The 12,830-nt window shown below is 55.3% G+C and carries 14 protein-coding genes; 6 read left to right on the top strand and 8 right to left on the bottom strand.

Annotated elements, in window-relative coordinates; all coding sequences use genetic code 11:
• Positions 1-64: 64 nt before the first annotated feature.
• Positions 65-784: a hypothetical protein gene (locus Q8W32_RS10910; RefSeq protein WP_303432359.1), complete on the top strand. Its 720-nt coding sequence runs from the start codon at positions 65-67 to the stop codon at positions 782-784.
• 145 nt (positions 785-929) lie between these two features.
• On the opposite strand, the gene cmoB is transcribed toward Q8W32_RS10910, so the two are convergent.
• The 6 genes from cmoB to rpe form a co-directional block, all read right to left on the bottom strand.
• Entirely contained in the window at positions 930-1,979 is a 1,050-nt protein-coding gene (cmoB, locus tag Q8W32_RS10905) for a tRNA 5-methoxyuridine(34)/uridine 5-oxyacetic acid(34) synthase CmoB (RefSeq protein ID WP_305414926.1), read from the bottom strand.
• Between the two features lie 50 nt (positions 1,980-2,029).
• A complete protein-coding gene (gene cmoA / locus Q8W32_RS10900) occupies positions 2,030-2,770 on the bottom strand; it encodes a carboxy-S-adenosyl-L-methionine synthase CmoA (protein ID WP_303432362.1) in 741 nt (246 codons plus the stop codon).
• 211 nt (positions 2,771-2,981) lie between these two features.
• A complete protein-coding gene (gene rmuC, locus Q8W32_RS10895) occupies positions 2,982-4,481 on the bottom strand; it encodes a DNA recombination protein RmuC (RefSeq protein WP_305414923.1) in 1,500 nt (499 codons plus the stop codon).
• Positions 4,481-5,119, bottom strand: coding sequence for a hypothetical protein (locus Q8W32_RS10890; RefSeq protein WP_305414921.1), 639 nt, complete (start codon positions 5,117-5,119; stop codon positions 4,481-4,483). Before Q8W32_RS10890 ends, rmuC begins: the two co-directional genes overlap by 1 nt.
• A 47-nt stretch (positions 5,120-5,166) precedes the next feature.
• A complete protein-coding gene (locus Q8W32_RS10885) occupies positions 5,167-5,886 on the bottom strand; it encodes a phosphoglycolate phosphatase (protein WP_303432368.1) in 720 nt (239 codons plus the stop codon).
• Between the two features lie 24 nt (positions 5,887-5,910).
• A complete protein-coding gene (rpe, locus tag Q8W32_RS10880; protein ID WP_305415013.1) occupies positions 5,911-6,615 on the bottom strand; it encodes a ribulose-phosphate 3-epimerase in 705 nt (234 codons plus the stop codon).
• Positions 6,616-6,802: 187 nt separating this feature from the next.
• Here rpe and Q8W32_RS10875 point away from each other — a divergent pair, with 187 nt between their 5' ends.
• The 5 genes from Q8W32_RS10875 to Q8W32_RS10855 all read left to right on the top strand — a co-directional run bounded on the left by Q8W32_RS10875 (position 6,803) and on the right by Q8W32_RS10855 (position 10,944).
• The gene (locus Q8W32_RS10875; RefSeq protein WP_303432370.1) at positions 6,803-7,999 is read left to right on the top strand and encodes an MFS transporter; all 1,197 of its coding nucleotides are present in this window, start codon (positions 6,803-6,805) and stop codon (positions 7,997-7,999) included.
• A gap of 187 nt (positions 8,000-8,186) precedes the next feature.
• Entirely contained in the window at positions 8,187-9,224 is a 1,038-nt protein-coding gene (gene pyrC / locus Q8W32_RS10870) for a dihydroorotase (protein WP_305414919.1), read from the top strand.
• 14 nt (positions 9,225-9,238) lie between these two features.
• On the top strand, positions 9,239-9,919 hold the full coding sequence (rnt, locus tag Q8W32_RS10865; RefSeq protein ID WP_303432375.1) for a ribonuclease T: 681 nt from the start codon (positions 9,239-9,241) through the stop codon (positions 9,917-9,919).
• A gap of 123 nt (positions 9,920-10,042) precedes the next feature.
• Positions 10,043-10,405: a YacL family protein gene (locus Q8W32_RS10860; RefSeq protein WP_303432377.1), complete on the top strand. Its 363-nt coding sequence runs from the start codon at positions 10,043-10,045 to the stop codon at positions 10,403-10,405.
• Between the two features lie 29 nt (positions 10,406-10,434).
• On the top strand, positions 10,435-10,944 hold the full coding sequence (locus tag Q8W32_RS10855; RefSeq protein ID WP_303432379.1) for a GNAT family N-acetyltransferase: 510 nt from the start codon (positions 10,435-10,437) through the stop codon (positions 10,942-10,944).
• A gap of 8 nt (positions 10,945-10,952) precedes the next feature.
• On the opposite strand, the gene Q8W32_RS10850 is transcribed toward Q8W32_RS10855, so the two are convergent.
• Positions 10,953-11,774: a protein-glutamate O-methyltransferase CheR gene (locus tag Q8W32_RS10850; protein WP_305414917.1), complete on the bottom strand. Its 822-nt coding sequence runs from the start codon at positions 11,772-11,774 to the stop codon at positions 10,953-10,955.
• Between the two features lie 232 nt (positions 11,775-12,006).
• A partial coding sequence (locus tag Q8W32_RS10845) for a copper resistance protein B (RefSeq protein WP_305414916.1) occupies positions 12,007-12,830 on the bottom strand: 824 nt, incomplete at its 5' end.

The raw sequence follows: 12,830 nt of genomic DNA, 5'->3' as shown, positions 1-12,830 counted from the left end.
GCATTGGTCACAGACGGTTGATCACAAAAAATCTATAACGAATCTTTATATAAAGGGGACTTTTATGCATCTGACCTCATGGAATCGTTATCAGGCCTTTGCTGCCCACTTTGGCATTAGCCTGGTGTTGTTTTTTATTCTGGTGGCACTGGTATTTGGTGTCTGGTATCCCGGCATTCTCAGCGAAGCCGATCAAGGCTGGCATCAGGCACTGCTGATGATTGCCGGGGTTGATCTGGTACTGGGGCCGACACTGACCTTGCTGGTATTCAATCCAGCGAAAAAAAGTTTGAAGATGGATCTCAGTATCATTGCTGTGGTGCAACTGGCTGCACTGATTGCGGGCGTCTATACCGTCCACACAACCCGTCCGGTAGCGCTGTACGTTGCCTTCCCGCCGCAAGGTTATGAAATACTCTATGCCCAGACCCTGAACAGCGACACGTTAAAAGCCATTCAGACCAGTGATAACCAGGTATTTTATTATTTGCCCAACAGCGGTGGCTCGATCTTTGGCCCTGAAAATTACCAGCATCTGACGGCCGAAGAACTGCATCCCATCACCGATGGCGGTTTTATGGATTTTCTCCACAGCCGGGCACCGGCAGGCCTGTTCGAGTTTAACGACACCGTGAGACTGACCATCGGATTAACCGGCAACTGGCTGATCACCGATACCGAAGGCAAGGTGCTGGGCGTAAAATCCGGGCAGCAAATGCAAGAAGCGGCCACCGCAGAACGGGACCCTGTCAGCCCTGCGGTCAACCCGCCAGCGGAGCAGTAAATACGTCGTTGCTTACTGTACTTCCCCCGATAGGACTTCCCGATAAGTCTGGAGAGTAGCTTGGGCGTGAGCATGGAGTATGGGCCTGGAGTGCGGGATACTGTCGGCAATCGATATCACTCACCTCGTCCCCAGCCCCAGCCTTTTATGCTTCAGCGATAATCACCGCCCGCAACGGAGCGGGATACCCCTCAGCGGTTTTTGATATATCTTCCGGGTCCAGAAAATCCACCAGCGAGTTATAGCGCATCCAATCGGTCGTGCGCTGCTCATCCAGCGAGGTCCGGTTCAGATCCACCACGCGAGCATTACGGAAACCCGTACGCCGACACCACAACAACAAGGTCTCAACCGTTGGAATAAACCAGACATTCCGCATCATGGCGTAGCGATCTTCCGGCATCAGCACTTCCCCCTGAACACCATCAATCACCAGCGTTTCCAGCACCAGCTCACCACCGGGTTTTAATGCCCCGCGCAGCTCTTCCAGATGTTCAATCGGCGATTTGCGGTGATACAACACCCCCATCGAAAACACAGTATCAAAGGCTTTCAGGTTAGCAGGGACATCTTCCATTTTGAACGGCAACAGGTCTGCGCGGGGAGCCACGCCCTGTGCTGCGGCGACATAGCGCTTGATGGCCTGGAACTGCATCAGAAACAGCCGCGAAGGATCCACTCCCAGCACCCGGAACGCACCGGCACCCAGCATGCGCCAGAGGTGATAGCCCGAGCCGCAGCCAACATCCAGAACCGTACGCCCGGTCAGATCCGACAGGTGAGGCGCCAACCGTTGCCACTTCCAGTCGGAGCGCCATTCAGTATCAATATGGCTATCAACAATCCGAAACGGCCCTTTGCGCCACGGCATCAGCCCCCTCAGCCCGGCTTCAATCGCTTGCGCCTGTGTCGCAGTACAAGCAGCACTGGTAATCGCCAGATCATCGGCATTGAGATCACAATCAAGCGCCGTCAGTGATGGCAACAAACGCAAGGCGTCCACCCAACGGGACTGATCGCCATGTTCCCGAGTAACCAGCAAATCCTGTAACTGACCGGGCAAGACATCGGCCCAGCGGCCCATCCGGCTGCCCTCCTCGCGCATCGCCTTCAGCACGTCATCAAACAGCGGCAACAGGGTCGCTGCGTCAGCAGCATCCAGATCAGCAAACAGAGGAGAAACATCAACGGGCATGAAGCAGACTCAAAAAAGAAGGGAACAAAAACCAACGTGCGTTAACGGTATTAGCGCACCGCCAGAAATGAAACAAAATTAAAACATTGATACCAGCGGGTTACCTGACGGAATCCAGCCGCCAACAGGCGCTGGCGGTGCACCTCTTCGCGTTCTGGAATCAGATAATTCTCAATCGCCGTACGTTTGCGTGCGATTTCCATTTCACTGTAGCCATTGGCGCGCTTGAAATCCCAGTGCAAGGCATCCTGCACCGGCTGTTCAGCCTCATCAAAGCAGATTTTTTCCGACAGGATCAGCGCCCCACCCGGCACAGTGGCTTCTGCAATACGGGTCAGCAAATCGAGACGCTGATCGAGGGCGATAAACTGCAACACATAATTCAGCGCCGTCACCGATGTTGTTTCCAGCGCCAATGAACAGATATCAGCCTGCAATAATTCCACCGCCGCCGAATCACCCGCCAGGGAGTGATCATCGAGAGCGATATAGTGAGCAGCGCGTTCCAGCATCGCCGCCGAGTTATCCACCCCGATAATCTGGCACCCCTGGGCACGGACCCCGTGACGCATCGCCAGTGTCACCGCACCCAGCGAGCACCCAAGGTCATACAGATGCGTATTATCCTGAGCGTAACGTCCGGCAATAATGCCAGACATGGCAACCGTCTCGGCATAGCCGGGGACGGAACGCTTGATCATATCGGGGAATATCCGTGCAACGGCGTCATCAAAACGGAAATCGGCACTGCGGGATTCACGAGTCTGGTAGAGGTCGTCACGCTCGTTCATACGGCTGTCTCTGGTCACTTATCAGGGCCAGTTCGTCTTGGCAGACGCTGGCAATCACAAATCGCCATGGTATCACAGCGACAACCGGGGCGGAGAAACCAGCCAATAATCAGCCGTTTATCAACAGGAGCAGGGACGCAACGGCACGGACAAAAAACCGGGGCAGCGGCCGCAGAAAAGCAGGATCAACGGCCGAGGACACAGCCAGGCCCTACGGTGGTGTTGCCAGTGATTCGTGTAATTCCGCTTCGGCATTGGCATCATCCACCAGGTTTTTGGCCAGGGCCTTTTTGACCCGCACCCCCTGCTTGCGGAAGCTGTCGGCCTGACTGAGCAAATTGCCCCGGCCAGATTTCAGCGAGTTCCAGGCCTCATCGTAACTCTTGTTTACCGTTGTCAGCTGGCTGCCGACTTTCTCGAATTTCTCGACCACCACCACCAACTTGTCGTACAGTTTGCCAGCCTGATCGGCCAGTTTTTCCGTGCTCTGGTTACGTCGCTCAATCGCCCACAAACTGGCAACGGTACGTAACGTCGCCAGTAAGGTTGTTGGCGTTACCACCACGATTTTTTGTTCAAAGGCAGTATTAAACAGGCTTTCGTCGTGCTGAAAAGCCAGCATGAATGCGGGTTCAACCGGCATAAACAGAAACACAAAATCCGGCGAATTCAATCCGTTCAGATTCTGGTAAGCCTTGTCACTGAGGCTGCGAACGTGATTACGCACCGATTCGATATGCCGCTTCAATGCCGCGGCCTGCTCCAGCTCGGAGTCGGCATTGATATAATCGGTATAGGCATTCAGCGATACCTTGGAATCCACCACGATATGCTTGCCTTCCGGCAAGCGGATAATCACATCCGGCCGATAACGCTGGCCGCTGTCGTCCTGATGGCTTTCTTCACGGACATATTCAGCGCCCTTGCGCAACCCGGAGCGTTCAAGCACGGTTTCCAGCACCATCTCTCCCCAGTTGCCCTGGGTTTTGGTTTCACCCCGCAAGGCCGTCGTCAGTGCATGCGCTTCCGCTGACATATGCTGGTTGAGCTTGTGCAACTCCACAATCTGCGCCTGCAGAGAAGCCCGGTCACGGGTGTCACTGATGTGCACATCCTCGACTTTTTTGCGCAAGCCATCGAGCTGCTCCCGAAACGGTGTCAGCAAGCTGGTCAGCCCTTGCTGGCTCTGACGCGTAAACTGCTGCTGTTTCTGTTCGAAGATCTTTTGCGACAACTGTTCAAACTCCTGCAACAGCTGCTCCTTGTTCTGCTGCAGCAAGGCCAGTTTTTCATCGGCATGCTGTTGCTGCATTTTCCGCCCCTGACGCTCGCTGGCCAACTCTGTCTGGCATTCACTCAAACGCTGCTGCAAATCGGCCAAGCGGTTTTGCCACAATGACTGGGCCGCCTTGCGTTCACTTTCCAGCGCCTGCTTTTGCATCACCGCAGCATTACCACGCTCCTGCCAGCGAGCGGCTTCTGTGCGGGATGCATGCAATGCCACACCGGTTTCTTTCAGCTCGGTTTCCAGCAAGGAAATACGCTGTTCATACTGCTGTTGCATCAAGCTCGCCGCAGTTCTGGAGCGATGTCGCATGATCAGTGCCGTTACCAGCACACCGGAGATCAAACCAGACAGCGCCAACAAGACGTAACTGCCCACCATCTGGGACTCAAACGGAAACAACGCAGCCAGGGTCAATCGATCCATCAGAACATTCCTCTCAATCCGGCGCTGATGACATAGCTCTGCACATCATCAATATCTGCCCGGCCGTATTCCAGATTCAACGCCACAGGATACCCCTGCGACCCCGCCGACAAGGTCAATCCGGCTTGCCACATTGGCGTACAGCCCGATACCCGGTGAACCGCCTCCAGCCGTACAGCCCGGGTACGCAAACAGATGTTGCCATACCCCAGCCAGGGGCCAGACCCGGACCCGATCGGCAACATCGCCCGCACATCCCAACTGAATGCCACGCCGTGTTGTTGATAGACCGGATTCATGCTCTCGTCGTCCGGATCATCGTCATCCCCCATCCAAAGCCAGGCAGCCGCGCCAACCGACAGTATCGAATGCCAGCTGTAACCACCGCCTACCCGCAAAAAACGCCCTAACACCGCCCCCTGACCGTCATCATCCGGTTGGTCTTTATCATCAGGCCAATCGAATGCACTGATGCCATAGGCAGCATCCAGATAGGGATGCAATCCATCCTCAAACGCGTGGTTAGAAGCCGCCACCGGGATACTGGACCAGTCCGGTTGCGGCAAACGGATACTGACCTCAGCCAGGGTGGCTCCACTCAGCAGAACCAGACTGATCACCCATGCCATCCAATGCATACTGCGTCCCCCTGTTGCGGCCGATGCGGCGGTATATTCCGTGCGGTTTATGCCGGTTCGATCAGTTCAGCCAGAGAATGGATCAGCAGGTTGGGCTGACAGGTGGCAATATTTTCGCCGTGGTTATAGCCATAGGGTACCGCCACCGTGACACAACCGGCGGCTTTGCCAGCGTACATATCGTTGCGGGAATCTCCCACCATCATGGTTTGCTGTGGCTCGACTGCCATCAACTCACAGGCGTACAACAACTGCGCCGGATCGGGTTTGCGCTGCGGCAAGTCATCACCACACACCACAGCATCAAAGTACGGCTGCCAGCCGAGAGAATCCAGTATCACTTCGGTAAAAGCTCGGGGCTTGTTGGTCACCAGCGCCATACGAATCCCCAGTACCGCCAGGGTGGTCAGAGTCTTGGTAACGCCGGGATAAACGCCAGTGGCGTCATTCAGGTGAGCCAGATAAAACGGATCAAACAAGGCCTGGGCAGCAGCAACATCGGCGTCATCCAGTGCCAGAGCCTGCAGGTCATTCCCCTGGCACAAGGCCCGGCGTACCAGCATATCGACACCATTACCGACCCACTCTGCCACCAGTGTCTCCCCGGCGGGAGCCTGGCCCAGTTGCACCAGCATTTGATCAATCGCCGCCGCAAGATCCGGTACGCTATCGATCAAGGTGCCATCCAGATCAAACAGCAGCGCTTGCGGAACCGCTTTTTCACGGGCCGAAAAACAGGTTAATACCGGTTCACTCCAGATCGACATATCAGCAATACCTTTTGATGGATTTTAATCGTTGCGAGAAGGCGAAACAGCACTGGCCGCCAGCTGTGCACGCATCTGGTCAATCACGGCTTGGTAATCCGGCTGGTTGAAAATCGCCGACCCGGCAACAAACATATCGGCCCCGGCTTCGGCAATCTCCTGAATATTATCAACCTTGACGCCGCCATCGATTTCCAGACGAATATCCAGCCCGGACGCATCGATGCGCTGACGTACCTGGCGCAGCTTATCCAGTGTACCCGAAATAAACGACTGGCCACCAAACCCCGGGTTGACTGACATCAGCAGGATCACATCAAGCTTGTCCATCACATAATCGAGGTAATGTAATGGCGTAGCCGGGTTAAACACCAGACCAGCCTTACAGCCCAACGACTGGATCAACTGCAGGCTGCGGTCGATATGTTCCGACGCTTCCGGATGAAACGTAATATAAGTGGCTCCGGCATCAGCAAAATCCGCGATCAGGCTATCCACTGGCGACACCATCAAATGAACGTCTATCGGTGCCTTATAGCCATGGTTATCAAGATATTTTTTTAATGCCTTGCATACCATCGGCCCAATCGTCAGATTCGGTACGTAATGGTTATCCATCACATCAAAGTGAACCACGTCGGCACCGGCGTCCAGCACAGCGGCAACATCCTCTCCCAGACGGGCAAAATCAGCAGAAAGAATTGAAGGGGCAATCAGAAAATCACGCATGGTCAGGATAAACACCGGATAATGAACAAGCAGCCATTGTAAGCGGTGGGAAGCGCTTTTGCAGCCTGTCTCGGTGACCACATCATTCACCGGCTGTGCGGTGAGCAACAAGCCGTTGCCCAATCAGCGGTTTATACTTTAGTAGCGCGCCGTTAGACTCTCGAGCGATTTTCAACGAGAGCTTTTTGTGACAACACCCGCCCCCTCACTGCGCCTGCTACTTACCAGCCTGTTCTGGCCGGTTTATCTGCCGGGTTTTTTAACCGCCACGGCACAAACCGCCATTCTGGTGCTGTTACCGCTGTACGTGCTGGAGCTGGGTTACAGTCCAGCCATCGCCGCCCTGATGATGGCCACTCGCGGCATTGGCCAGCTGGCAGGCGATATTCCTGCCGGTATCGTCGCCGGGCGCTGGGGTGACAAAACCTGCCTGATGCTCGGGGCCGCTGGCTACGTCATCGGCTACAGCCTGATGACACTGACCGAAACACCTCTGCTGCTGGGACTGGGCGGTGTTATCGCTGGCATCGGCATGTCGTTTTCTTTAATCGGGCGACAATCGTACGTCACCAGCCGCGCACCGGTGCACCAGCGGGGCCGGGCAATTTCACTGATGGCCGGCGCCATGCGGATTGGCTCCCTGCTCGGCCCGGCATTGGGCGGCCTGGCCGCCGTGCAGTTTGGTTATCAGGCTACCTTTGTGGTGCTGGTACTGCTGTGCCTGCTGTCATTACTGGTGGTGCTGGTATCCGCCGACCGTGGCGAACCCGAGGTAAACCGTACCCCCCATAGCCTGGTCGCCATCATGCACGTACTGACCGATCACCGTCAGGCGTTTCTCAGTGCCGGCCTGGCAATGATTTCACTGCAATTCATGCGTGCTGGCCGAGTGGTGTTATTACCCCTGGCGGGTAACGCCATTGGGCTGTCGGTGGCCGAAATCGGTCTGGTGGTGGCCGCCGCTGCACTGATGGACAGCCTGATGTTTATTCCGGCAGGCATCATTATGGATCGCTGGGGACGCAAGGCCGCTGCTGCCCCCAGTCTGCTGCTGTTTGCCTGTGGTCTCGCCGCTCTCGGCTGGGCCGACAGCTACCTTGGCCTGTTGCTCAGTGCCCTGCTGATCGGTTTTGCCAACGGCGTCAGTGCCGGGCTGGTGATGGTACTTGGCTCCGACTTCGCCCCCACCACCGGCCGCGCCCGCTTTATGGGCGTCTGGAAACTGGTGTCCGATTCCGGCCAGGCAGCGGCACCACTGGCTATCAGCGCCATCCTCACCGTTGGCAGCCTGTTATTGTGCTCACAGCTGATTGCCGCCACCGGGTTGATTGGGCTGTATGTGATGGCATCACGGATGAATGAAACCTTGATAAAAAAACACTGACTCTCTACACAACCCGGCAGGATGTTGAACCCACAAAGCCAAGCAGTAAAAAAACGGTTGCGTTACAATGCCGGGCTAATATTTATGTCTGCCGGATTCGTTTGTCAGCCTGGCTTCTGCCAATCCGGAATTCGGTTGCCAGCCGTTACGCTGGGCAACATCACCAAGATGCACAGAAGGAAACCTCATGACCGACCGCTTGACGATCACTCGCCCAGACGACTGGCATTTGCACGTTCGCGATGGTGAGGTACTGCAACACACGGTACCGGCTACCGCCCGGGTGATGAAACGAGCGATCATCATGCCGAATCTGCAACCGCCCGTCATGGATGCTGAACAGGCACTGGCGTACCGTGCGCGTATTCTGGCCCAGGCCGGGGATTCCCACTTTGACCCTCTGATGGTGCTTTACCTGACCGATAACACCACCCCCGACATGATCAGCGCCGCCAAAGCCGCAGGTCATATTGTCGCGGCCAAACTGTATCCGGCAGGTGCAACCACCAACTCGGCTTCCGGTGTGACCGATCTGGGCAAGCTCGACGAGGTCTGTGCGGCACTGGCTGAAAACGATATGAAGCTGCTGGTACACGGCGAAGTCACCCACAGCGATGTGGATATATTTGACCGCGAAAAAGCCTTTCTCGACACCGTATTGGCCCCACTGGCCAGCAAGCACAGCGCCCTGAGTCTGGTGGTGGAACATATCACCACCAAAGAAGCGGCTGAGTTTGTGCAAAGCCAGGGCGATAACGTCGCCGCAACCATTACCGTGCAGCATCTGGCCTATAATCGTAATCACATGCTGGTTGGTGGCATCAAGCCGCATTTTTATTGTTTGCCGATACTGAAACGCAATATCCACCAGCAAGCGCTGCAAGACGCCGTGGTTTCTGGCAACCCGCAGTTTTTTCTCGGCACCGACAGTGCTCCCCATGCCAGAGGCGCCAAAGAAAGTGCCTGTGGTTGCGCCGGTTGCTATAGCGCTTATGCTGCGATTGAACTGTACGCCGAAATTTTTGAAGACCTCGGTGTGCTGGAAAACCTGGAAGGCTTTGCCAGCCATCACGGCCCCGATTTTTACAATCTGCCACGCAACGAAGACACCATCACCCTGGTGAAATCCGAGTGGCAGGTACCTGGCGAGATGCCATTTGGCAACGATATCATTGTGCCATTGCGTGCGGGTGAAACCCTGCGCTGGCAACTGCAAAACTCCTGAAGATAAGGCTTAGGATGAGTACAACTCCCGCTGGAAACGGCGACAAGCAGGAAAAAACCCCAATGGCCCAACGCTTCCGCGGCTTTTTGCCCGTGGTCGTGGATGTGGAAACCGGGGGATTTAATTCCGATACCGACGCCCTGCTCGAAATTGCCATGGTCACCCTGCGCATGGACGACGAAGGCTATATTCACCCCGACCAGACGCTGGCAGCGGAAGTGCATCCGTTCGACGGTGCCAACCTGGAAAAGGAAGCCCTCGATTTTACCGGCATCGATCCGTTCGACCCTGAACGTGATGCCGAATTTGAAATCGACGTACTGACCAATATGTTCCAGGTGATTCGTCGTGAGATCAAACACTACGGCTGCAATCGAGCGGTACTGGTGGGCCATAACGCGCACTTTGATCACGCCTTTTTGCGTGCTGCAATTGAGCGTAACGACATCAAGCGAGACCCGTTTCATCCGTTTTCGTCCTTTGATACCGCTTCGATTGCGGCTATCTCACTCGGACAAACCGTACTGGCCAAAAGCTGCCTGACCGCCGGGCTCGATTTTGACAACAGCGCCGCCCACAGTGCCGCCTACGACACCTGGAAAACCGCTGAGCTGTTCTGTTTTATCGTCAATCGCTACAAGGATCTGGGCGGTTGGCCCTTGGACATTAAACCCGGTACCGAGTTGTCAGACTGATACCAAACGCCGCTGATCATGACCAGCGGCGTTTTTGGTGAAGCCCGATGGGTTGCGACCATCACGCTGCAGCAACCTGAATGTGTTGATGTTTCACTCTTGCACGCAATATGAGATTTCCCCTTGGACTACGAATTCTGGTTTGAAGGCAACAAGCCTGTCGCCCGTCTTGATGAAGAACATTCTTTGCTTAGCCACTGGCTAACCGACGAAATAGGCGACGATCTGAAACACCTGCGCGCACTGATCACCACTGCAGAATTACTGCAATCCGGTGGTTTGCGGGATTATCGCTGGCAGGGCAAAGAAACCATTCTGAAAATGACCCAACATGAAGTCGATCTGGCCTCCAACACGCTGCTGTACGACGAAGACCTGGATCTGGAAGAGGACCTGATCCTGCATGATTACGACCTGACCACAGGCTGCGGGCTGGAAGACTTTATTGAGCTGCTGCAAGCCTGGAAAGAATTTATCGCCAGCTGAGCTGACCATTGTCGATTTCTGGAGTCACCATGTACGTCCATACCGATTACCGTATACGACTGGCACAAGCGGCCGATGCCAGCGCCTGTTTTGCCATTGAACACAGCGCTTACGAAGGGGATGAAGCCGCCACTCTGGAGACCATCCAGCGGCGCATTGAGCAGTATCCGCAAGGATTTCTGGTACTGGAGCTGGCTGGCGCCATCATTGGCTTTGTAAACTCCGGTTGCTGCTTCAAGGTAGCCATGGACGACGAACACTTCAAGCAGTTGCTTGGCCACGACCCGGAAGGCCCGGAGAACGTTGTGATGTCGGTGGTGATTCACCCGGTCTGGCAACGCCATGGCTGGGGCCGCACCTTGCTCCTCAATTACATTGAGCATATGCGCCGTCTCCACAAGCAACGGATTCACCTGATGTGCCGCAGCCATCACATCCGTTTTTACCAGCGTTGCGGGTTTATCTACCAGTCAGAGTCCGCCTCCAACCACGGTGGCTTGCACTGGCATGATATGACCTTGTCATTGCCTAACCCCTGACCAACCGATTAACGTGCCCGATAGATCACCCCCGGGTGGCAGGGCACCGTCTCGAAATACTCCCTCAGATTCTGCACCTGCTCGGACACCCCAAGCACCAGATAACCCTGCGGGTTCAGGCTGCCATGCAGGCGTTTGATCAAATCCAGCTGCAACTTCGCTGCAAAATAAATCAGCACATTGCGGCAATAAATCACATCGAAGCGGCCCAGCCCGTCAAAACCATGCTGCAAATTGTGTTGGCGAAACTCGACCCGCTGCTTGATACGCGAATCCAGCCGCCAGCGCCCTTCTGCCAGAGGCTGAAAATACTGGCGCCAGTATGGCTCCGGCATGCCGCGAGTCATGGCCAATGACGGATAAACGCCGTCCTTCGCCTGCGTCAGCACCGCCTGGGAAATATCCGTCGCCAGAATCTGCTCCCCGACCGCCAGACGGCCCGGTGAACGCTGGCGAAATTCCTCGATTTCGATACTCAATGAATAAGGTTCCTGCCCCGACGAACAGGCCGCAGACCACAACCTCAGCGGCCGACGTAACGCCGCCAGTTCTGGCAACAAACGTTCGCGGAATACCCGATAAGGGGAATCATCCCGAAACCACTGTGTTTCGTGGGTGGCCATGGCTTCGATGACTTTTTCCTGCAAACGCTGGTCGCCGTCGAGGCTATCCAGCAACGCAGTAATCGAGCCCAATTGCTGCTGGGCCAGTAATTGCTTCAGGCGACTGCTGAGTAAATAATCCTTGCCGTCTCCCAGCACAATGCCACTGTACTGCTCCAGCATATCTTGAAACCGTCGGTATTCATTCGCTGTGATCTGGAATGTCATAGTCAATCCTGAAAAATCCGGCGCCAACCAGAGGTCTGAAATCTACATCGGCTATTTATCAGCATAGCCGTAAACCGAGAAACAGCCGTAAACAGGAAAACACCGCAAGCAGTATTTGTTACCAGACCACAGCCACACCAAAGATCATCCTACATTGCGCCAATGACGTTCAAAGGTCATCGGTGGACTATTCACAAACCAGCACAGACACAGGCAAACCAGCCAGACACATTTAAAACCAGGCTTTCACACCCAGCAGCCACTTTGTGGCCGCAGACTCACCCAGTATATCTGCCGTTGCACCATAAACATGGCGACGTTCAACCCCGACATACGGTGCGAACTGACGGCTGAATTCATAACGAAAGCGGCCACTGAACTGTGTGTCATTCAGGCCTTGGGCAAACGTATCTTGTGGATCTCGTTTGCCAGCGGCTGTTAATTTCCCTTCCAGTCCGAGAATCCAGCGCTGGGTCAGCAGCAGATCGTATTCGGTCTCCAGCTCCAACCGGGTAATGCCCTGCTCGCCCACAAACACCATCGCCTGGCTCTCCAGCCAGTAAGGAGCCAACCCTTGAAACCCGGCACCGACCCAGTACCGAGACCGCTCTGGCGTAGTGTCATACCGCACACCAAGCTGGGTATTCCAGAAAGCGGTCACCGCATGACGCCAATACAAGCCTAACTCGGCCTCGGTGTCACCTTGCTGGTGTTCGCCATCGAGTTGTACCACAGCCCGATCCCATGTGGTGCCATACCAGTATTCGCCACCCAATCGTGAGGAGGTTGAACCATCGTGCTGCGCCCATTCGAACTGGTCGATGATCAATGCCGAGAAGTGATGCTCGTCGGCCAGACGTAGCTGCCGATCCCCTGACCTCGCGTAAGGACCTGAGGTCAACGTGTAGCCGCCCGAGTAGGCATGAGGATCACGTGCATCAGCAGGGGCTGTTCCACCTTGCATATTCATCTCACCATGATTCATCTCACCATGATTCATCTCACCATGATTCATCTCACCATGATTCATCTCACCATGATTCATCTCACCATGAT

This window comes from Oceanobacter sp. 3_MG-2023 (genome assembly GCF_030688925.1).
In the GTDB taxonomy this organism is placed as follows: domain Bacteria; phylum Pseudomonadota; class Gammaproteobacteria; order Pseudomonadales; family Oceanobacteraceae; genus Oceanobacter.
This window is presented reverse-complemented; position numbering and strand designations above follow the sequence as displayed.

Bases quoted from the DNA above. Each gene is read 5' to 3' on its own strand.
- cmoA (WP_303432362.1), bottom strand. From the start codon at position 2,770: ATGAACGAGCGTGACGACCTCTACCAGACTCGTGAATCCCGCAGTGCC.
- Q8W32_RS10850 (WP_305414917.1), bottom strand. From the start codon at position 11,774: ATGACATTCCAGATCACAGCGAATGAATACCGACGGTTTCAAGATATG.
- pyrC (WP_305414919.1), top strand. From the start codon at position 8,187: ATGACCGACCGCTTGACGATCACTCGCCCAGACGACTGGCATTTGCAC.
- cmoB (WP_305414926.1), bottom strand. From the start codon at position 1,979: ATGCCCGTTGATGTTTCTCCTCTGTTTGCTGATCTGGATGCTGCTGAC.
- rpe (WP_305415013.1), bottom strand. From the start codon at position 6,615: ATGCGTGATTTTCTGATTGCCCCTTCAATTCTTTCTGCTGATTTTGCC.
- Q8W32_RS10885 (WP_303432368.1), bottom strand. From the start codon at position 5,886: ATGTCGATCTGGAGTGAACCGGTATTAACCTGTTTTTCGGCCCGTGAA.
- Q8W32_RS10910 (WP_303432359.1), top strand. From the start codon at position 65: ATGCATCTGACCTCATGGAATCGTTATCAGGCCTTTGCTGCCCACTTT.
- rmuC (WP_305414923.1), bottom strand. From the start codon at position 4,481: ATGGATCGATTGACCCTGGCTGCGTTGTTTCCGTTTGAGTCCCAGATG.
- Q8W32_RS10890 (WP_305414921.1), bottom strand. From the start codon at position 5,119: ATGCATTGGATGGCATGGGTGATCAGTCTGGTTCTGCTGAGTGGAGCC.
- Q8W32_RS10855 (WP_303432379.1), top strand. From the start codon at position 10,435: ATGTACGTCCATACCGATTACCGTATACGACTGGCACAAGCGGCCGAT.
- rnt (WP_303432375.1), top strand. From the start codon at position 9,239: ATGAGTACAACTCCCGCTGGAAACGGCGACAAGCAGGAAAAAACCCCA.